The sequence below is a fragment of the Tenacibaculum aestuarii genome, assembly GCF_964510395.1.
Taxonomy (GTDB): domain Bacteria; phylum Bacteroidota; class Bacteroidia; order Flavobacteriales; family Flavobacteriaceae; genus Polaribacter; species Polaribacter aestuarii.
Genome location: NZ_CAZEFY010000001.1, coordinates 570802 through 592959, shown reverse-complemented (window position 1 = coordinate 592959; position 22158 = coordinate 570802). Strand labels below are relative to the sequence as shown.

General features: G+C 31.1%; 21 protein-coding genes. All 21 read right to left on the bottom strand.

The genetic code is table 11. From position 1 onward, the window contains the following. Window positions 1–1213: 1213 nt before the first annotated feature. Complete coding sequence (gene galE / locus ACKTSU_RS02880; protein WP_408034860.1) at window positions 1214–2221, bottom strand: UDP-glucose 4-epimerase GalE; 1008 nt, start codon at window positions 2219–2221, stop codon at window positions 1214–1216. Continuing rightward, window positions 2221–3354, bottom strand: coding sequence for a DegT/DnrJ/EryC1/StrS family aminotransferase (locus ACKTSU_RS02875; protein WP_408034859.1), 1134 nt, complete (start codon window positions 3352–3354; stop codon window positions 2221–2223). The genes galE and ACKTSU_RS02875 overlap by 1 nt, the downstream gene beginning before the upstream one ends. A gap of 4 nt (window positions 3355–3358) precedes the next feature. Next, window positions 3359–3961, bottom strand: coding sequence for an acetyltransferase (locus ACKTSU_RS02870; protein ID WP_408034858.1), 603 nt, complete (start codon window positions 3959–3961; stop codon window positions 3359–3361). Beyond that, window positions 3951–4559, bottom strand: coding sequence for a sugar transferase (locus ACKTSU_RS02865; protein ID WP_408035322.1), 609 nt, complete (start codon window positions 4557–4559; stop codon window positions 3951–3953). Before ACKTSU_RS02865 ends, ACKTSU_RS02870 begins: the two co-directional genes overlap by 11 nt. Further along, window positions 4552–5727, bottom strand: a complete 1176-nt coding sequence (locus ACKTSU_RS02860) for a glycosyltransferase family 4 protein (protein ID WP_408034857.1) — start codon at window positions 5725–5727, stop codon at window positions 4552–4554. Before ACKTSU_RS02860 ends, ACKTSU_RS02865 begins: the two co-directional genes overlap by 8 nt. Before the next feature lie 56 nt (window positions 5728–5783). Continuing rightward, window positions 5784–6746: a polysaccharide deacetylase family protein gene (locus ACKTSU_RS02855; protein ID WP_408034856.1), complete on the bottom strand. Its 963-nt coding sequence runs from the start codon at window positions 6744–6746 to the stop codon at window positions 5784–5786. A 1-nt stretch (window position 6747) separates the two neighbouring features. After that, window positions 6748–7797, bottom strand: coding sequence for a GNAT family N-acetyltransferase (locus ACKTSU_RS02850; protein WP_408034855.1), 1050 nt, complete (start codon window positions 7795–7797; stop codon window positions 6748–6750). 78 nt (window positions 7798–7875) lie between these two features. Beyond that, window positions 7876–8436 (bottom strand): acyltransferase, encoded by a 561-nt coding sequence (locus tag ACKTSU_RS02845; RefSeq protein WP_408034854.1) that lies wholly within the window; start codon window positions 8434–8436, stop codon window positions 7876–7878. A gap of 2 nt (window positions 8437–8438) precedes the next feature. Next, complete coding sequence (locus ACKTSU_RS02840; RefSeq protein ID WP_408034853.1) at window positions 8439–9323, bottom strand: glycosyltransferase family 2 protein; 885 nt, start codon at window positions 9321–9323, stop codon at window positions 8439–8441. 7 nt (window positions 9324–9330) lie between these two features. Next, on the bottom strand, window positions 9331–10404 hold the full coding sequence (locus ACKTSU_RS02835; protein WP_408034852.1) for an EpsG family protein: 1074 nt from the start codon (window positions 10402–10404) through the stop codon (window positions 9331–9333). A 4-nt stretch (window positions 10405–10408) separates the two neighbouring features. Then, window positions 10409–11524, bottom strand: coding sequence for a glycosyltransferase family 4 protein (locus ACKTSU_RS02830; protein WP_408034851.1), 1116 nt, complete (start codon window positions 11522–11524; stop codon window positions 10409–10411). Next, window positions 11521–12618 (bottom strand): glycosyltransferase family 4 protein, encoded by a 1098-nt coding sequence (locus ACKTSU_RS02825; protein WP_408034850.1) that lies wholly within the window; start codon window positions 12616–12618, stop codon window positions 11521–11523. The genes ACKTSU_RS02830 and ACKTSU_RS02825 overlap by 4 nt, the downstream gene beginning before the upstream one ends. Continuing rightward, window positions 12615–13646, bottom strand: a complete 1032-nt coding sequence (locus tag ACKTSU_RS02820; RefSeq protein WP_408034849.1) for an acyltransferase family protein — start codon at window positions 13644–13646, stop codon at window positions 12615–12617. Before ACKTSU_RS02820 ends, ACKTSU_RS02825 begins: the two co-directional genes overlap by 4 nt. Window positions 13647–13764: 118 nt before the next feature. Next, window positions 13765–14736 (bottom strand): polysaccharide pyruvyl transferase family protein, encoded by a 972-nt coding sequence (locus ACKTSU_RS02815; RefSeq protein ID WP_408034848.1) that lies wholly within the window; start codon window positions 14734–14736, stop codon window positions 13765–13767. Further along, a complete protein-coding gene (locus tag ACKTSU_RS02810; protein WP_408034847.1) occupies window positions 14733–16019 on the bottom strand; it encodes a hypothetical protein in 1287 nt (428 codons plus the stop codon). Before ACKTSU_RS02810 ends, ACKTSU_RS02815 begins: the two co-directional genes overlap by 4 nt. 10 nt (window positions 16020–16029) lie before the next feature. Further along, complete coding sequence (locus tag ACKTSU_RS02805) at window positions 16030–17526, bottom strand: oligosaccharide flippase family protein (protein ID WP_408034846.1); 1497 nt, start codon at window positions 17524–17526, stop codon at window positions 16030–16032. A 24-nt stretch (window positions 17527–17550) separates the two neighbouring features. Next, a complete protein-coding gene (locus ACKTSU_RS02800) occupies window positions 17551–18489 on the bottom strand; it encodes a Gfo/Idh/MocA family oxidoreductase (RefSeq protein ID WP_408035321.1) in 939 nt (312 codons plus the stop codon). An 82-nt stretch (window positions 18490–18571) separates the two neighbouring features. Then, a complete protein-coding gene (locus ACKTSU_RS02795) occupies window positions 18572–18925 on the bottom strand; it encodes a four helix bundle protein (RefSeq protein WP_408034845.1) in 354 nt (117 codons plus the stop codon). A 47-nt stretch (window positions 18926–18972) separates the two neighbouring features. Further along, the gene (locus ACKTSU_RS02790; protein ID WP_408034844.1) at window positions 18973–20256 is read right to left on the bottom strand and encodes a nucleotide sugar dehydrogenase; all 1284 of its coding nucleotides are present in this window, start codon (window positions 20254–20256) and stop codon (window positions 18973–18975) included. Window positions 20257–20260: 4 nt separating this feature from the next. Further along, the gene (locus tag ACKTSU_RS02785; RefSeq protein WP_408034843.1) at window positions 20261–21244 is read right to left on the bottom strand and encodes an SDR family oxidoreductase; all 984 of its coding nucleotides are present in this window, start codon (window positions 21242–21244) and stop codon (window positions 20261–20263) included. Window positions 21245–21448: 204 nt separating this feature from the next. Next, complete coding sequence (locus ACKTSU_RS02780) at window positions 21449–22126, bottom strand: acylneuraminate cytidylyltransferase family protein (RefSeq protein ID WP_408034842.1); 678 nt, start codon at window positions 22124–22126, stop codon at window positions 21449–21451. Window positions 22127–22158 lie beyond the last annotated feature (32 nt).

Genomic DNA, 22158 nt, shown 5'->3' with positions numbered 1-22158 from the left:
GTGGTAACGAATGTGAGAAATCTTATTAAGAGGAGTAACTCATAACCTAAAGATTTAACTACGCTGAACACAAAGATTTCTCCCTACGGTCGAAATGACGTGATTTTCTTTTTTACTGTTCATTTTTTCCGTTGATAAAAAAACGAACCAAAAAAATCTAGACTTAGTTTCCTTTTTTTGAATTCTACGTTGTATTCCGTATTCGAATCCAGACCGTAAACTTTTGGATTCTCTTATACTCCATAACCTTGAATTCTATTAAAATGAAAATAGGTCGGGGTTGAGATTCCTCCGATTTCTCTTTGCTATAATGAAAAACAAAACGTCATTTCGAACTGAGTAATAACGAATGTGAGAAATCTTATTAAGAGGAGTAACTCACAACTTTAAGATTTAACTACGCTGAACACAAAGATTTCTCCCTACGGTCGAAATGACGTGATTTTCTTTTTTACTGTTCATTTTTTCCGTTGATAAAAAAACGAACCAAAAAAATCTAGACTTAGTTTCCTTTTTTTGAATTCTACGTTGTATTCCGTATTCGAATCCAGACCGTAAACTTTTTGGATTCTCTTATACTCCATAACCTTGAATTCTATTAAAATGAAAATAGGTCGGGGTTGAGATTCCTCCGATTTCTCTTTGTTATAATGAAAAACAAAACGTCATTTCGAACTGAGTGATAACGAATGTGAGAAATCTTATTAAGAGGAGTAACTCACAACTTTAAGATTTAACTACACTGAACCTAAAGGTTTCTCCCTACGGTCGAAATGACGTGTCCTTTTTTTTTGTCATCACGAAGGAGAATGCGACCGAAGTAATTTGTTTATCTCAAACTATTAACATAACGATTGCTTCTCCCGAAGTATCGGAATCGCGATGACAAGCTTTTATTTTTACTCTCCATTCATTTTTTGCTTGTCCAAAAAACGAATCAAAAAAGGACACTTTTTCAATAGGAATTTCTGCTACGCAGAACCGTACGCAAAACTTCGCGGCGTTTCACGCCTGAATCTCGAAGCTTTTGCATCCTATTCTTTGAAAAAGAAATTTTCTCCTTGCATTCGAAATAACAAACAAAACGTCATTTCGAACTGAGTGATAACGAATGTGAGAAATCTTATTAAGAGGAGTAACTCACAACTTTAATATTTAGCTACACTGAACCTAAAGGTTTCTCCCTGCGGTCGAAATGACAAGTTTCTTATTATTACTGTTTTTGTTGCCATTTCCAGGCTGATAGCAACGCTTCTTCTAGTGTTTCTTGAGGTTTCCAGCCTAATACTTTATTGGCTTTTGTAGTATCTGCGTACGCAGCTGTGATGTCTCCTTCTCTTCTACTCGTTATTTTATAATTTAATAATTGTCGCGTTACTTTTTCAAAGGATTTAATAATTTCCATTACAGAGCTTCCTTTTCCTGTTCCTACATTAAAAAATTCGAAATTTTCTTCATTTTCTTTATTCAACAAACGTTCCAAAGCTTTTACATGCGCTTTTGCTAAATCAACCACATGGATATAATCACGAATTGCAGTACCATCTGGAGTTGGATAATCGTCTCCAAAAACCGCAAGTTCTTCTCTAATTCCTGCTGCCGTTTGAGTTATAAATGGAATTAAATTTTGAGGAACTCCTAACGGTAATTCTCCTATTTTAATCGACTCATGTGCTCCTATAGGATTAAAGTATCGTAAAGCTATAGCATTCATATTATAGGCCTTACAACTATCTTTTATAATTTCTTCTCCTATCTGTTTGGTATTCCCATAAGGGGACTCTGCTGGTTTGATAGGTGCCTCTTCTGTAATTGGTAATTCATCTGCTTGTCCATATACAGTACATGAGGAACTGAAGATAAAATGATCAATATTTCGATCTTTCATTTCTTGTAACAGATACACTAGAGCATTGATATTATTTTCGTAATAATCCAACGGTTTTTGCACACTTTCTCCTACTGCCTTAAAAGCCGCAAAATGTATTACTCCATCAACCAAATTTTTATTAAAGAAGTTATGTACATCCTCTCTATCTCGTAAATCTATCTGGTGAAAATCTGGTTTAACATTCGTAATCTCAGTAATTTGGTCTAATACTTCTATTTTCGAGTTTGATACATCATCAATAATTACTACTTCAAAACCTCCGTTTTGCAGTTCTACCACTACATGTGAACCGATAAACCCTAAACCTCCTGTAACTAATATCTTTTTCATTACTTAATTATTTTCAAAATCACCTCTTTTATTCGTGCTCTATCTTCATCACTTAAATTAGAACCTGAAGGTAAACATAATCCGTCTTCAAATAATTTTTCTGAGATGTTTGTTCCATAATATTTACACTCTTTAAAAACAGGTTGTAAATGCATTGGTTTCCATAAGGGACGAGACTCAATATTTTCTTTTTCTAAGGCTAAACGTAGCTCTTCTCTTGAAAAACCTGTTTTACTTTCCTCTATAACTACAGCACTTAGCCAATGATTTGAATAATACTCTGATGTTAGTTCTGTTAAAACTCTTATTCCATCTATACCTTTGAATACTTCTTGATAAAACTGATTATTAGCTCTTCTAAAACCGATATGCTTATCTAGCACCTCCATTTGACCACGACCAATACCCGCTACAATATTACTCATACGATAGTTGTATCCTATATGTGAGTGTTGGTAATGAGGGGCATTATCACGTGCTTGGGTTGCTAAAAAGATTGCTTTCTGTTTATCTTCTTCATTACGACAAACCAAAGCTCCTCCACCAGAAGTCGTAATTATTTTGTTTCCGTTGAATGATAAAATTCCAAAATCACCGAACGTACCACATTTTTGTCCATTATAGGTTGATCCTAGTGCTTCCGCCGCATCTTCTATTAAGGTTATACCGTATTTTTTCGAAAGCGCTACAATTTCATCCATTTTTGCAGGCATTCCATATAAATGCACTACAATGATTGCTTTTGCCTTTTTTCCATTAGCAATTCTATCCACAATTGCTTCTTCTAAAGCACTCGGACACATATTCCATGTATCTTTTTCACTATCCACAAAAACAGGTATTGCTCCTTGATAAACTATTGGATTTGCAGAAGCGGAAAATGTCATGCTCTGGCACAACACTTCATCTACATAGCCTACCCCTGCTAAAATTAATGCTAAATGTAACGCCGAAGTACCCGAAGCTAAACAAGCTACTTTTGAGTTTTCTCCAACATACTCCTCTAAATCTTGTTCAAAACCATTTACATTAGGTCCTAAAGGCGCTACCCAATTGGTATCAAACGCTTCTTGAACATATTTTTGTTCTCCACCTCCCATATGTGGTGAGGAAAGCCATATTTTTTCTTTCATTCTTTTACTTTATAATTCTCCCTGGGCTACCTACTACTGTTGCATAGTCAGGAATATCTTTTATAATAACTGAACCTGCCCCCACAGTAACCCATTTTCCAATATTTACCCCTGGTATTATTACCGCCCCTGCTCCCACATGTGTACCTTCTCCTATATTAACACCTCCTGTTACTGTTACATTAGGTGAAATATGTACATAATCTTCAATAGTACAATCATGCTCTACAACAGCTCCTGTATTTATAATACAATGTTTCCCTATATTTGTATCAGAGTTCACTATTACTGAAGGCATTACAACTGTCCCTTCGTTTATTGAGCTAAACTTGGAAATTATAGCCGTTTTATCAATCAACGAAGTAAAATTCACTTTAATTGACTCACTAACTCTCTTTCTTATTTCATTATTTCCTATTGAAATTATAAAGTTTTCTTTCACTAGTGATTCTATCTTCGAAGATTTTATAATTTGAACACCATGAAGAGTTTCAAATTTTGGTGTATCATCTACAAATGCAATTACTTCTATACCATTATTTGTAGCAATATCTTTAATAACCTTACCGTGCCCACTAGCTCCGTATAAACAAACCTTATTTTTCATTTCCTAAAAATTTAGTTGTTGTTACCTCACCTTCTTTTGAGATTCCTTCTGATTTAAATACTTTTAAAAAAGTTAAAAAGAAAATCTTTACATCTAATACAAAACTTAAATTTTCTACATACCACACATCGTATGCAAATTTCTGCTGCCAACTAATCGCATTTCGTCCATTTACTTGTGCCCATCCCGTAATGCCTGGACGAACATTATGTCGTTTCTTTTGTTCCTCATTATACAATGGTAGGTATTCAGGTAATAAAGGGCGAGGGCCAATCAAACTCATATCTCCTTTTAGTACATTTAGTAACTGCGGAATTTCATCTAAAGAAGTTTTTCTTACAAACTTACCTATAGTTGTTAGTCGGTTAGCATCTGATAATAAACTTCCTTGAACATCTTTTTTATCGTTCATGGTTTTAAACTTTATGACCTTAAAAATTTGTTCATCTTTACCCGGGCGTTTTTGAAAGAAAAAAGGTTTCCCTTGGTTTGCAAAAAATAACCCAATTGTAACTATTAGAAAAATTGGCAATAAAACGACAACCCCTAAAAAGGCTACAATAAAATCTAAAAAACGTTTTATTATTTTTTTATACAGCATACCCTCTTTCTTTAAGTAATGTATTGTATTCTTCTAATAAAGCATTCCACACCAACGATTGTTCATAACGTACCACTATCATCTCTCTAGCATTGGCTTTTAGTTGCTTATAAAAAACCTCATCGTCCATCATTCTCTGCATAGCGCTATATATTACAGTACTATCTTTGACAGGAATAATTATTCCATTTTTTCCTTCCTCTATGATTTCATTACAGCCATTTATATCAGAAACAATACTTGGTAAGCCCATAGCTCCTGCTTGCATTACTACATTGGGAAACCCTTCTCTATAACTAGGGAAAGTCAATACATTTGCAATCGCAAAATAAGGACGTACGTCTTTTTGATAACCAACTGCTATTATATTTTCATTCTTTCTTATCTCTTCTAAAGCCTCTTGATTCAAAGGATCTAGATCACTTTCAAATGATCCTACTAATACTAATTTTATATTTTTCTTTTCTTTAGATAGTTTAGAGAAAGCACTAACTAACTCATTTATTCCTTTATCTCCAACTAAACGACCTACAAAAACAAATACAAAATCATCGTCGGACACGTTCAATTCTTCTTTTAATTGATTTTGCTTTTCTTCTGAAATCTGTTTAATAGAAAAAAAGCTAGTGTCTATACCATTAGAAGAGCCATTCCCTATAATTTTTAGCTTCTCTTTATCTACAAATTTATGCTGTAAAATAAAATCGTATAAGCCTTTTGAATTTGGGTATACTTTCGTTGCTGAAGCATAGGTTAACTTTTCTACAAAATCTAATATTTTTCTCTTTATTCCTTTAGCTTCCATTAAAGGCAAACCCGCCACAGTATGTAAACGAATAGGTACACCTGCCAATTTTGCTCCCAACATTCCCACTATTCCAGCTTTTGGTGTATGAGAATGTACCATCGTAGGTTTTTCTTTTTTGCAAAGTTTGTAAAAGTCTCCTAATGACTTTAAGTCTTTTAAAGGAGCTATCGTTCGTGTCATTTCGACACTAACTACACGGATCCCCTCTTCATCCTGAACATCCTCTAACTCTGGACCTTTACTAGAAACTCCAAGAACCTTAAAACCATTTGACGACATAAAACGGTGCTGTCCTTTTAATAAAACTTTTAATGATATCGGTACGGTAGTTATGCGAAGGAGACTGTATGGTATCATTCGTTTATAAAGTATTTAATGTTAGTCTTTTTTTTATTAATAATAAGCTGTTAAAATTAAATCTTGGCATAATCACCCATCGTTGTAGACTCAAAACCATATTTACCTCTTAATTGTTTAAAATGATTAATAATTTCTATTAACTGATTATGATTTTTATCAACATTTTCTGCTAAGTTATGTGGATGCCACCAAAGATGATAATCTAAATTGTTCTTCGCAGCGTAAGTCATTTCTCCTTTTATTCGATTCATCTTCAGTTGTTGAATAAACATTTCTTTATCTTTGTATGGTCTAAAGAAACGACTTGCAGGTAATTCAATAATTTTATTATTATTTTTTAGATCATTACTATCAAATGATAATGAACGGCTTATTGAGAATAGTGTATCCATAGCTCTAAAAGCTGGCATCATCTTACCCTTAGTGCTTTTCCAAAACCAAACATCTGGGTTTGATCTGACAACTTTGATCCCTTGTTTCTCAACTACATTTAAGTAATAAGGGTTATATTGATTTCGTGGAAAAACTAAAGACTTTAATGATATTCCAAAATTATCTCTTGCTAAATTCTGAGCAGATTGTAAATCTGCTTCGAATTCCTCTATAGTTTGTCCTAGTTCATTACAATAATAGTGAGAAAAAGTATGCGTTCCCAACTCTTGTCCTGGTGTTTCAAGTATATTTGTTATCAAACTATAAGCAAAATGATAAGGATCATTTTTTTCATTATTACCTATTTCGTTGAAATAATTATACGATGAAAGTTTTTGATTTGAGTATGTAGGTTGAATACTTGGCGAATAATCTAATAACTGTTTTTTATCTTTAGCAAACAAAAAACCTACAGTAGCCCATGTTGCTTTAATATCATTTTGTTTAAAAAGCAAAAGCACTTGAGGTATAGACTTTCTTGTTTCTAAGAAATAAGAGTATTTACAATCAATTGACCATTTCTCTACCCCTCCCCAACGTAATTCAAAATCCAATGAAATTACAAATTTTCCCTTTTTTTTCATCTTATACCGTATCAGAATCAGAATAACTTAAATACCAATTTTCTCTATTATTAATTATTTCAGAAACATCTGAATTAAAAGATCTTGCTCCAAAATGTAATTCAATTGGTTTTAATTTTTCTGGTATTTTATAAAATTTAGACTTTTTAAAAGCATTATAATTTGGAGAATGATCAAAACACCAACTTAAGACACAATCACATTGCGACTTTTTTATTTCATTTACTGCATAATCAATTAAAACCTCTCCAACTGATTTATTCGCTGTATCATATATCAACTCCATAATATAGCCAATTTTACCACCATGTTTTTCTTTTATAGTAAACACTACAAACCCCAAATACTCCTTTTCTCTAGTATAAGCATGTATAATTCTATAGTCTTCTAAAGGCTTTTTTAAATATCTCCATTCTAAATATTCTTTGTCTCTATTGACTGCTATTTTGAATGATTTCGAAAACTCACACCATATATTATTTACTTCATTTGGAAAAAATTTATTCTCAATTATAGATATATTATTGATTATTGGCGTCTTTTTTACCTTACTTAAATTAATATTTGGTAACCAAGACAAAAAAGATATTCTTTTTGTGAAGTATTTAGTTTTTAGTGGTTTTATTAAAAAGGGTACTGGGTCTAAGTTTACCCAATCTAATTTTCTAATAAAACCATGTATAGAATTACCATTAGGAAAACCATAAACCAATTGAATATTATTTTGACTAGCTTTGTCGTAAACATCTTTAGCTAAATTCACAAAAAGTCCTTTTCCTCTATAGTCTATGTCTGTCATTGTATCAAGAGACTGAGAACCAGTAACATTTTTTGAATCTAAAATAAAAGTAACAGGGAAAACTGCATAAATTGCTGCTATATTGTTATTCTCTTTGTCTAACGCTATATCTACGTATCTTTCATTTATTGGTGATTCTAAAAATTGCCATTTTACTTTTTCTTCTTCCTTAGATGATCCATTTTTATCAAAACACTTTTTAAATAACGATAATGTTTCAGAAGATATATTTACTATCTTATAGTCTTTCATTTTTTATTTTTTCTTACAAAATTTTTAAATATATTTCACACAGTAATTTTAAGCCTGATAATAGCTAAATATAAATTTTTAAATACTCTTTATAAATCGTGCAGGGTTTCCCGCAAATAAAGAATTAGATTTCAACGACTTATTCACTACACTACCAGCAGCAACTACAGTACGATTATCAATTTTTACACCAGATAATATTATACAATTACAACCAAACCAAACATCATTTTTAACAATTATTTTCTTTGAATATAGTGGGTTTCTATTAATAGTCAAATCAGGATTATTCCATGTATGATTATAGCTATGAAAAGCAGTTGTATGAGCTATAGACACATTATCTCCAATAATTATTTCTCCAGCGAGATAACAATATGGGTTTATTGAAACATTATCTCCGAAACTCATAGTTTCAGGAGAATCAAACACAACCCCCTCATATACAACTAAGTTTTTACCAACACTTAAGCAAATATTCTTTAACAAGACATACCTAATTAAAACCCCTAAAGGCGTTGGTATATTTCTAAACAAAACTAAAAATAATTTGTTTATTTTTTTTGGTATAACTTTATTTATAAAAACAAGAAAGTTTATAATTACTTGGTATTTTTGAAAACGTGAACCTACTGACATTGTTATTGCTTTATATTTTTCAATAGAATTAGGAAATACAACAGCACTCCAAACGGAAAGGAAAATAATGTTAATAATTTATTCGAATTATTATAAAAGGGGGATTGGCCTGAAAGTAAAGACTCTGCTACCAAATGAATACAAATAATATATTTTTCATTTAATGAGTAGAGCCCTTTTAAAGATTCTATTCTACTAAACGCAAAACCTTTTGGGTTCTTGTAGTATTGTTTAAACATATTTCTAGTTGACCCATCGGGTAAGTAATCCACTATACATAATGTTTCATTAAAAAAAAGCATATCATATTCCATATCAATCTTACTATATTTATATCCTAATGGCACAAATTTTTCGTTCGTAAAAACGGGGTAATCATCATATTTTTTTATAATATCAGTAACATATACAAACTTAACATCTCCAACTACTCCAAATTTTCTCTTTAACAAGGAATATTTACCTGATTTAATATTTTTAGGGAATTTTTTTGTGCTAACCAAATCACCATTTTTATACCTATCTAACCCTAAAATACCAGCGTAATTATTACTCTTATTATTTTTCCAAAAGCTAACAATTTTTTCTATAGAGTCTTTTGGAACATAATCATCTGAATCAACACACATATTAAGTTCTGTTGTTATTAATTTTAATGCCATATTATGCCCTGTATGCATCCCTCCATTTTCTTTATAATGGTAATTTATACATATTTTCTTCTCTTTTATCCACTCCTCGATTAATTCTGCTGTGCTATCAGTTGATCCGTCATCAACTATTAACCATTTAAAATCATCACTTGTTTGTCTACAAAGACTTTCATATAACTGACTCAAACAATAAGCGCGATTATAAGTGGGGGTAAATACTGTAATTGTTTTCATAAAACTATTATTTTAATATGACGTTCATAAAAAATGTGAACGCAAAATAAATCACTATAATCAATCCGAGTTTCATCGATTGTTGTTTGATTATACGTTCTTTTAAAAATGGATAGACTATCACCAAAGCCATCATGAACCATGACAAATATGCAAATCTATTAGAAAAATTAGCTCGAATAACTAGGATCCAAAAAGCATTAGCAACTAAATAAGTAATAAAAAGCCAATTGTAAATCTTATCATTAAAACCCTTTTTAACTATAAAATACCAACCTGCATATACTGCACAAGAGCTATATAATAAAAAATCCCAGCGAAAACCTGTGCTGCTAAATTTATCATCGTTAACATTACCTTGCGTTAAATAAGACAATCTATCATCTTCAAAACCTAAGTTAGCAAAAAAGACTTCCCAACTCTCCCCTGCTATTAATGATAAAGGAATGCATAACAACCAAAAAATAATCATATGTTTAGGCTTATTATAAAACTGAGCCAATACAAAACCCATAGTTGGTAATAGCATTGATTTATGAAAACTAATTGCCATAAGAATCCAAAGAAACTGAAACAAGCGCTTATCTCTAGAAATCCCCAATAAAAACAAAGAGCCTGCCATTGAATTTCTTACACCATTTACTCCTCCAGCCCAAAACGAAAATGATGCTACTAACAATAAAAACGCATAAAACCAATATTGCTTAAACCATTTTTTACTTACTAAATACAATGGAAACACATATATAAAGGCACAAATAAGAAAGAAAGAATGTACGCCCATTATCGTTGAACAAAACATGGTGAAATAATGAAAAACCACATCTTTAGTTGTGGTTATAGCAAACCCGTTTTGATACCTTTCAAAAATTTGTGCATAGGTTGATGTATCTCCAAAATAAAAACCACTTATAGGTCGTAACCCCATATACAGTACTATGGCAAAAACTAACAACAAACCATACTTTATTTTTAAAATGCCTTTGGTTAATAGCTCTAAAAAAGTAAATAACACAACCAACAATATAGTATAAAAAAAAATTGGTGTATAGTACTCTAATGGTATAAAATCAATACTCATAAGTCTAACTAACTTTCTTAAACAGCAATAACCATTGTTTCATAACCTGATTAACTTCAAATCTTTGCACGCTGGTTTTGGCAAAACTACTAAATTCGTTTCTTAAAACATCATTGTTTATTAACATTCTTACCCCTTCTGCTAATGCTTCAACATTTTGATGTTCAACTAATAAACCGTCTTTTTGGTGAGTAACTATATGTCTTGGTCCATTAGGGCAATCAAACGACACAATTGGTAAACCAACAGACAAAGCTTCTAAGAGAACCGTAGGAAAACACTCTGTCTCTGAACTCATAACGTAAATCCCATAGTTAAGCATTGCTTTGGGCAAATTGGTCACGCTTTCTTTAAAAGTAACACTTTGCTCTAACGCTAAAGTTTTTATTAATTTTTGTAAGTCATTCTTAGTATTGCCATAATTATCGCCATAAATGTGTAACTGCCAATCTGGAAAATCTTTATTTACTAATTGCCAGGCTTCAATTAATTTATCAAATCCTTTAATAGGCGAAATACGACCAGCAGCCATGACATTTTTTTGCATAACATCTGCTTGATACATAGGTACTATAGTAGGATTAGGAATTACAACAGCGTTGTTCCCCGGTCTATATTTCACTTCATCGTCATTAAGCACTACTACATAATCGTATTTAGCTTCAATCCAGTCTTGTAACTTCCATGCCAACTTGTTTTTAAAACTTTTTTGTTTTCGTTTTTCTACTTCATAAAATCTGGAGCTATGTAATTCTTTAATTAATTTTGTTTTATTGGGTACAATAAATGGTAGCCAATAATGGTCAAAATTATAATTGGGAGATATGACTACATCAGGCTGTAATTCTTTGAATTTTCTTCGCTGCTTTATCAAATGTTTGACTGCTTTTTTTAGGTTTACCCAACTAAAATAGGATAAACCTCTTTGATAGTTAACTCCTAAATCTTCTAATTTTACAGCAGAATTTAACAGATAACATGGTTGCTTTTTCTTTTGTTCAGTCGTTATAATATAAACATCAATATCTTCTATTTTCGCCAGATAATTTACCTTGGTTGCCATTACCTTTTCAATACCACCATGCAAGTATATTTGGTCTGTATTATAAACTATTCTCATTTGGTTAACTCTTTAAACAACGAATCCCATTCCTTCATGATTTCTTCAACCAAATACCTTTTAACATTTTGTTTGGCTTTTGCCCCCATTTGTATTCTAAGATCTTGATTTTCTATTAATTTGATTAATTTAGCAGCAAGCGCATCAACATTCTCTTTTTCAATCAAATATCCATCTTCTTCCTCAGTAATAATATCGGCTGGACCATGAGAACAATCAAAACTAACAACAGGTAAACCACAAGCCATGGCTTCTGTTAATACCATGCCAAACCCCTCGAACCTTGAAGACATAACATATATAGACGATTCCAGATATTTATCTTGGATATCTCTCTCTGGTTTATAAAAAGATACTGAGTTTATAATATTTAATTCTTTCGCTTTTTTCTCAAGACTTAATGAAGGTTCAATTTTTCCATACATTGCTAAGTTCCAATCCGGATATTTATGATTTACTTTCTTCCAAGCATCCAGTAACAAGTCTTGTCCTTTTTGATAACTCTGTTTCCCTACACATATTACTTGTTTCTTTAATAAACTAGATTTTTCCTTAGGATAAAAAGATAATGGATTAGCTATTACCTCTAAATTTTTCAAGCTTTTCCATTCGTTTAGATTGCCTGAAGTTAGCACTATATATTTTTGATAAGATTTTGCCAAACGTTCCATTAACTTCCATTTTAGCCTTATCATTACTTTCTTAAAAAAACTATAATCATCACGCATTTCTATTTCTTTGGAAACATGTCGCTCATAGATTAAAGAAGTCTTTTTAGAAACTATTTTTGGTATAAAATATGCCTTTAATCCATCATCGCAAACCGAAATCGCATCTGGTTTTATTTGATCCACAATTTGAGTTATACCCTTTTTATACGCCTTGATATATTGGAGCGGATTTCCTGTCACCGAAATGCTTAACATTGTTATCTTGTCTGAAAATGTATAAAACGGGTTTAAATGGTTGTCATTTAAAGATAGTATGCTTACATCATAATCATAATGATCTGCAAGATATGAGGCTTTAACAGAAAGTACGCGTTCTAAACCTCCTGCGCCATTAATACCGTTTGTGATATATAAAATTTTCATATAATTCTATTTATATTAGAAATAATATAATTAATAATAAAAGAGCTCACTAAACAAGCGGTTACTAACACTATAAAAATTATTATGGGATATTGAAAGTTGTAGATAAATTCTGCAAAAAAAATTTGATAAAAAAACATATGTATCAACCATAAATTGGTAGCGTGAGGAGTAAAAAAATCTAAGATTTTATAGTTAAATTTGGGTTGTTTAATTTGCAAAAACATAAATATAAATACCAAAGCTGTAAAAGGTGCAATTATTAAGTTAGGTATTAATGCATGTAGAACAACCATTGATACAATCACTAATATAGATACTATTTCTTTGTAATTTAATTTATTAAAAAGTTTATCCACTTTACTATACCAATTAAATTTAAACGCATAAGCACCTAGCATAAATTGAAGTAATGTACAAAAATACAATGCCGCTTTTACATGCATCCATTTTAAATAAGGATTATCAAAGATATCTGTTTTGTAAATCCTAAAATAAAAAGCTAAAACATAAATAGTTACTAAAAAAAAGAAATACCAATAAGCATTTAATTTATTTAATAAACTAAACCAAAATTTACTTGTAAGTGCAAAAAAAACATAAATAGTGAAAAACCACCATGCACCATTATAACTTGTTTCTAAACCTGTTATATTCAATATAATTTTATAAAAATCACCTGGATAGCCACTTTTATTTAAAAAAAGACCTAAAAAAACAGCAAACAATACTAAGACTACCCAATAATTAATATATAGTTTTTTTAATCTTAAGTAGTTCCCCTTTAAATAATCATTTTTATTTTGCTCATACTTATAAAATAATCCGTATCCACTCACAAAAGCAAAAATTGGCACACATGCATCACAAAACAAAGAAATATAATACGATAATGGTTGTGTACCTAAAAATATTAAAGGATTAAATATACCTTGATAATCTCTATTAAATAAATGAAGACACAACATCATCAAAATTGCTATTGCTTTAAGATGATTGGATTGCTGAATTGTTATTTGCTTTCTCATTAATTCAATAACCGATAAAATTGTTTTAAAGACACTTCTTTCTCGTTATTCTTCTGAATACTCAAATTAAAAATCAACTGCTCCTTTAACTCCTTCTTATTTATTATCATTTCTATCTTTATGATAAAATAAACTCTTTACACTTTTGTTTTAAATTATTAGCCAAAGTATGATGCTTTTCTAAATTTTTAATTTTTGTGTTTTCGTTTATTTTTCCTTCTAAATTAAAGTTTGTAGTAAACTCTCCTGTTTTACTATTTACATCAACTCTATTAAATAAATCTAATATACCTTCAAACCTACAAGAATCAACAAAACTATCAAAACCATTAATAAATATTACAGGAGTTCCTAAAGCTAAACATGGTAAAGCACAATGAATTCTTGAAGTTATCACCAATTTTGCTTTAGCATATTTTTTTAATAGGTCCTCTCCCATCTCAAACTTTTCTTCTGTAGTATATTTATTAGCCGCTGGTTCTTGATTTATATAAATTGCTTTTTCTAATAAAGATTTATCTATAATATTCTTCAAATGTTTATTACTTCTTCCTATCTGAAATATAGTGCCATTAAGAATACTTTTCGCAAACCTTCTAAAATTATATGTTACCTTTTTATAAGTGGTGTAACCATATAAAGGATCAACAATATAAACTTCATCAGTCCTTTGACTATCCTCGACCTTATAATTATCTAATGTCAAAGTTAAACAACCTGTAAAATAAGCATCTATTCCTTTTTCCTGAAGTGTTTCAGCCGTAAACTGATCTCTACATCCAATAGGTTCATGTTTTTTCAGGTATGCTATTCCTTTTTCATTTAACATATAAGGAGCTGCAGTATTATTTATATGAAAGGAAACAAAAAGGGGCTCAATCTTTTCAGAAGGCACCCAATTATGCACATTATGTGTAAACCACCCATTCAAAATCATTTTTATCTTATCTCCTCCATAATCTGCCATTTTTTCCCTACTTACATATTCATCAACCTTAGGTAAAAATTGTTTTGCAGCTAAACTTTGAATATTATCTCCTACGTTAAAAAACTTTTTATTTTCTTCATATTTTAATAAACCGAACTTCATATTTTTCTTTGTCTAAATTTTAAATAATAATTGAATGTTTTTGGAAATTTTCTTCGTAAACGAAATTTTAACCTAGACACAAATTCCCTTTTCTTGCCCCCAATAACTTCAGTTAACTTTTGCGTTATGATACTATTTAATTCCCTAAGTTTTTCCTTTTCTTTTTTTTCATCTTTGAAAATGTAAATCGAAGATGTATTTTTAATTTTTTCAGAAATTTCCCACCAAAAATATTTGGTTCCTTTGGACTCTATTCCTTTTTCAAAAATTTTTATTATTTGATTATAAACTCGTTCATCCGTTTCAAAACCAAACCTATTTGGTGATTCATTATTCAGAATTATTGCAATAATAGTTCTTAAACATTTTTCACACTTTCCACAATTTACACTTTTATTCAAAAGAGAATAACATACTCGTAAATTTACAAAGCCCTTTGATTCTCTAATAAAATCAACTATAAAATCAATCTTATCTTGTCTTTTTAATTCATATCCATCATGAATAACCCTAGTATTCCCCCATTTAATACTATTATCAATCTCTGGTGTTGACCCCCACGCTATTTTAATATTATCTGTATAAGATGAAGCTATATAGTTTTCTTGATATCCTTCAACATAAGAAAGAGGAGCTACTAATCCATTTAAAGACAAACCATGTTGTACCTTTCCCCACCATCCTAAATTAGGTAATAATAAATCTACTTGATGCGTGTAAAATCTCCTTATATTAGATTCTACATAATGTTTTTTATTATTCTTTATTACTGGTTCTTCTTTATTAATCTGAATAACTCTTTGCCATTGTTCAATATCTTCTATTTCAACATCAGCTCCATGTATAGTTATTAAATGGGGCTTTTTATCATAGTGCCTGAAAAAAGTTGTATATGCATCAACCCCTCCACTAAATAACATAGCTACTTGGTTTACTTCATAGACATTTTTAATTTCATTATTTACAATAAGCTTACTTTCTTGAGGTTTTATTTCAGGATGATTTTTTACAAACTCTTTTTTTATCTGTTCCAAAGACTGTAAAAATTCTTTATCTAACTCATCTACAAAAACATCAAAACCGGCAAACCAAGAAATTGGCATAATATTAACTAATAAAGGTATAACAGCTATACTATTTGGAACATTAGAAACATCTATATTGTAACTACTATAAAATATTTCCTTTTTATCAAAGAACCTAGAGATTGCCTTATCATAAGTATAATCATAATCTATTCTCTTTCCTGAATCTGTAAATCTTATATTATTAACTTTGAACATTTTCTTTTATTTAAAAACGGGGTAAAAAACTTCTTACAATATCTTTTTCGCTTTTATTCATTCCTAAATTAAACATTAAAAAAGAATAGATTATGAAAAAAAATGTTATTTTAATAAGTAACCCACTCCAGCCATCAATAGTAATAAATGTAATGAAATAACTCAATAACATTATCAATATAAAAGTTGGCAATGTACCTGAAAACAACTTTATAAAAAACAACTTAATATCTAAATTTATAACATTATTATAATAGTAGTTCATTATTATTTGACTAATAATCCAACCTATCGTAGTTCCTACTACCATACCTTTTATACCATAACTCCCTACCAAATAAGCTCCTAGTATAGTACCTAGACTTAAAAAACTTATGTATACTACAGCTTTAAAAGCAAATTTACTTTTCGCCTCAAGAATTTGATGTGCAAAAGATTGTACAAGAGCTACTGTATAAGCAACCATTATTACAGTAGCAACAAACCATGAATCCTCATATTGAACACCTACCCATAAAAAAACAAACTGTCTACCAAATAATAAAAAGCCTCCTAAAATTAGTAATAAAACTAAAAAAGAAATTCTCCCAATTTTCACCATCATTAGTGTTAAGTCTAAACTTGATGATTCTTCAACTATCATTTTTGTGGCTCTAGGCAAAAAAACACCTGATACCGCTGTAGAAAAAGCTCCATAATAAGTTCCTAACATTATACCAACAGCATAAATTGCAACTGTAACGGTATCTGTTAATGTTCCCAAAATAACCTGTCCAACTTTCCACTGAAACTGACTTACTAGCGCAAAAACAAAAACCCATACAGAATAAGAAAAAATCTTCTTTACTAAAGCCAGTTCTGTTCCTTTAAAACTAAAGCTAACTTTAATCTTTTTAAAAACATAAACACTATTTAAAACGATAACTAGCACATTCATAATTGTATCTAAAATCACCAAACCTACTGCGTCTCCTCCATACATTAACAGCCCTACAACCATTAACGATCTAAATATATACCTTCCTATATTAACAGCTCTTGGAAAAACAAAATGCTCATAACCAGAGCATATAGCCGCAAAAGCTCCTCCGGGTAATGTTATTGCTAAATTAAAAATCAAAATAACAAACATTACCTTAGCTTTTTCTAGTTCGGTATTGGTTAATGAAGATGAAAAAATACTGTCTAAATTAAAATAGAGTAGTGCACCACAAAAAAGAATAACTAAAGATATTATTCCATAAATAAGTATTGTAGTTCCCAAAAAGTTTTCCTCTGCCTCTTTATTTTTTTCCGCTCTATATTTAGCTACAAACCTTACAATTGTGTTATTAAGTCCAAAATCTAAAACACTAATATAACCGACAAAAGCTCCAATTAAAGTATACAACCCATATTCAGCATCTCCTAACTTTTCAATTATAAATGGAGTTAAAACTAAACCTACAATGTTTGTTAATACAATTGTAACATAAGATAAAATAGCTCCTTTTTTTAACTGACTCATTTCTGACTATTTTAAAAACTAGTGTTAAAGCTTTAAAAAAGCATGATGATTATCTGAAACAAACACATCTTTATTTCTAATATCATGCACAATTTCAATGGATTGTCTTGCTTCCTGTAAACCAAAGCCATTTCCTTGTAAAATTTCTTGGTAGCTAATAGTATGTAAATCCGTAAAGCCTCCACTAAATTCAATTTCTTCTCCATTTACCGTAATAGAACGATAGGTTCTTTGCCCTTTCTCTTGAATTTCTTTTGGCAAAGTAGTTTCATCAATTGATAAAAACCAACGAACACGGGCTTTTTCAAATTCTAAGTAGCCTGACGCCTTGTGTTTTTCTCTAAGATGCACTTTATTTTCTTGTACATTTCCAAAAATCCAGGATAGCATATCAAAAAAATGTATTCCAATATTGGTTGCAATACCTCCAGACTTACTCTCATCACCTTTCCAAGAAATATCATACCAATTTCCTCTTGAGGTGATATAGGTTAGGTCTACTTCGTACTTTTCATTCTTATTTTCTTTTTCAATTTTGTTTTTTAAAGCAATAATACTCGGATGCAATCGTAATTGTAATATCGTATTGATGCTGTTTCCAGTTTCTCTTTCAATTGACTCTAAAGCATCCACATTCCATGGATTTAATACTAACGGTTTTTCGCAAATCGCATCGGCTCCTCTGCGTAATGCCATACGAATATGAGAATCGTGTAGGTAGTTAGGAGTACAAATACTTACATAATCCAACTGAATATTTTGTTGGCGTTTTAGCTTTTCAATATGACGATCAAAACGTTCAAACTCTACAAAAAAATCAGCTTTTGGAAAATAGCTATCCATAACGCCTACACTATCATTTTTATCCAATGCAGCCAACAAGACATTGTTTGTATCTTTAATTGCTTTTAAATGACGTGGAGCAATATATCCCGCGGCTCCTATGAGTGCAAAGTTTTTCATGGTTGACATTGACGTTGACTTAGACTTAGACGTTGACATTGACTTAGTGTATAATTCTCCTTAAAAACAACGTTTTTATAAATCATTTCTTTAATTTTCTTTTTAACCCATTAATCCTTTTCTGTATACTCTGAATCTTCATCACAATGTTATCTCCCGACTCTTGGTTCATATAACTTCTTCTCATCGCAATGATAATTTGTGTTTCTAATTCAAAGCATGAGCCAAGGGCTATTTGCAAAAACCTCGCAAAATCTTTTTCTGACTCTCTAGAACTTCCTTCAGCTATATTCGAAGGAATAGAGACCGCTGCTCTAATAATTTGTGTGCTTAAGCTGAATTTTTCCGTTTCAGGAAACCTAGAAACGACATCATAAACAACATCAATTAAGCTAATAGCATCTTGCCAAATATCATATTTTCTAAAATCTCTCATTCTCCTTTCTCTCAACTTTTTTTAGTCTATGTCTTAGTTTCAATCCACTAAAGCCCTTTATCTTTTATTGAGCAAGATAACACATTCTTTACATCGTACACCACAGATTTTTCATTTCGTAATGATGAAAAATCTAAATCTTCAAACTCTTTATGCGCTACTGTTAATACAATCGCATCAAAAGTTTCTTTCGGTAATTTTCTTGTTGATGTTAATCCGTATTCATGCATCACTTCCTCTTCGTTTGCCCAAGGATCGTAAATAGTAATACTTGTTCCATAATCCTTTAAAGCTGCCACCACATCTACTACTTTGGTATTTCGTACATCAGGGCAATTTTCTTTAAAGGTTACTCCTAACACTAAAACTTTAGCATCTTTTACGCGAATATCTTTTTTAATCATCAACTTCACCACTTCAGAAGCCACATAATCTCCCATACTATCATTTAGTCTACGCCCTGCCAAAATAATCTCTGGATGGTATCCGTATTCTTGAGCTTTTTGCGCTAAATAATAAGGGTCCACCCCTATACAATGACCACCTACTAAACCTGGTTTGAATGGTAAAAAATTCCATTTGGTCCCTGCTGCTTCTAACACATCGTGTGTATTGATATCCATCAAACCAAAAATTTTCGCCAATTCATTTACAAAAGCAATGTTGATATCTCTTTGAGAATTTTCAATCACTTTAGCTGCTTCCGCTACTTTAATTGTTGGTGCCAAATGTGTACCTGCAGTAATCACCGATTTATACAGGTCGTCTACTTTTTTTCCTATTTCAGGTGTAGACCCTGAAGTAACTTTCAAAATCTTTTCAACCGTATGTTCCTTATCTCCTGGATTGATACGCTCTGGAGAATAGCCTGCGTAAAAACCCTCGTTAAATTTCAAACCAGACACTTTTTCCAACACAGGGATACATTCTTCCTCAGTTGCTCCTGGATATACTGTTGACTCATACACCACAATATCTCCTTGCTTCAATACTGCTCCTACCGTTTCACTAGCTTTTACTAGAGGAGTTAACACAGGGCGGTTATTCTTATCAACCGGAGTTGGAACTGTTACTATATAATAGTTACATTCTTTAATATCTTCTAAAGAAGTGGAACAAAACAATCCTTTTGCATCTAATAGTTTTTCAACTAATACAGATTGTAACACCTCATCCTCTACTTCTAAAGTAGTATCCGTTCCAGACATTAATTCTGCTACACGCTCTTTATTGATATCAAAACCTACTGTTGGATATTTTGTAGCAAATAATCTTGCTAACGGTAACCCTACATATCCTAATCCTATCACTGCTATTTTTGGTTGCTTCATTTTCTTATAAGTTTTCCCAATACCACTTCACCGCTTCTTTTAATCCTTGCTGAAGTGAGTATTGTGGATTATAGTTCAATAAGTTTTTTGCTTTCTCTACACTTGCCAAAGAATGAGGGATATCTCCTACTCTATTAGGTCCGTGTTCTACTTCTATATTTTTTATAGAAGCATCAAACTCTGATAAGTAGTCTTTTAAATACCCTACCAAATCATTCAACGTATTTCTATCTCCGTACGCTACGTTGTATACTGTATTTATCGCTTCAGGCTTATCAACCACCAAAGACAATAAATTTGCTTGAATTACATTGTCTATGTAGGTGAAATCTCTTGAATAATTTCCATCTCCGTTAATTGTAGGAGATTCTCCTTTCATAAATTGCCCTACGAATTTTGGAATTACTGCTGCATACGCTCCATTTGGGTCTTGCTTTCTACCAAACACATTGAAATAACGGAGTCCTATTGTTTCTAAACCATAGGTTTTCGCAAAAACATCAGCATACAATTCATTTACATATTTCGTAATTGCATAGGGTGATAATGGTTTCCCTATCACATCTTCTACTTTCGGCAACCCCTTTGAATCTCCATAAGTTGAAGAACTAGCAGCATATACAAAACGCTTTACTCCTGCATCTCTTGAAGCCACCAACATATTTAGAAATCCTCCCACATTTACGTCATTAGAGGTAATAGGATCATTAATTGATCTAGGCACCGAACCTAAAGCGGCTTGATGCAGTACAAAATCTGCTCCTTCAACAGCATTCTTACAATCTTCTAAATTTCTTATATCACCTTCTATTAATTTAAAATTTGGATTTTCATGAAGATGCGCTATACTTTCTCTTTTCCCTGTAGCGAAATTATCTAAACACACTACTTTGTTATTCTTTTCTACTAGAACCTCACAAAGATTGGAACCTATAAAACCAGCACCTCCAGTAACTACTATTTTTTTTCCGGAAAGATCTATATTCATTTTTTCGAAGTTGTTTATGTCTTTTTCTCTTTTTATCAGCTCACAAAACTACAAAAAACATCATTAACAAAAGGTTATATAATAAAAAAGTCATCATCCATTGATGATGAGACTTTTTAACACCTATTATTGTTTATAACAACTTGTCTAGTTAAAAAATCAAAGCCTTCCTCTATTAAAACTCCTAGTTGTTTTTAAGTGTTTTTACTTTTTTGACATTAAAAACTCTGCATATTGAAAATCGTCAATATCGTCAATATCTACAGAAACATTCCTATCCATCAAATAAGCATACGATTTTTCTGAATAATACTTACCTGTTTCTAAGACTTTTCTTTTAAATATATATATTGCTCCGTTAGGGTAGTATGTATTTCTTATTTCTTGTCTATTCTTTTGAAAGTTATCCTTAAAAATCTCCACAAAACTTCCATCACCATCAATATATTTATGCCAGAAAATTGAATGAGATTCTTTACAGTAACTCACAACAGAATCTGCCTCCTTATTTTCAAATAAATTAATTGCTTCATCTATATGAATTTCATTTCTCAATGGACTTGTAGGCTGCAAAACTATAAACTCTTCTATCTTATTTTTTTCCTCTTGTTCTATTTTATCTATTACATACCTATACACATCTAATGAAGAAGCTTTATCATCAGATAAACTTGCAGGCCTTAAACAAGGAACTTCTGCTCCATAATATTTTACTACTTTTTCTATTTCTTTTGAATCAGTACTAACTATTACTCTGGAAATTTTTTCAGATTTTAAAGCAGCTTCTATTGTATACGCAATCATTGGTTTTCCTTTTAAGTCTTTAATATTCTTTCCAGGCAACCCTTTAGAGCCTCCTCTAGCTGGTATAATTGCTAACATGATAACGTTTTATTAATTTCTTCTAAATTCCT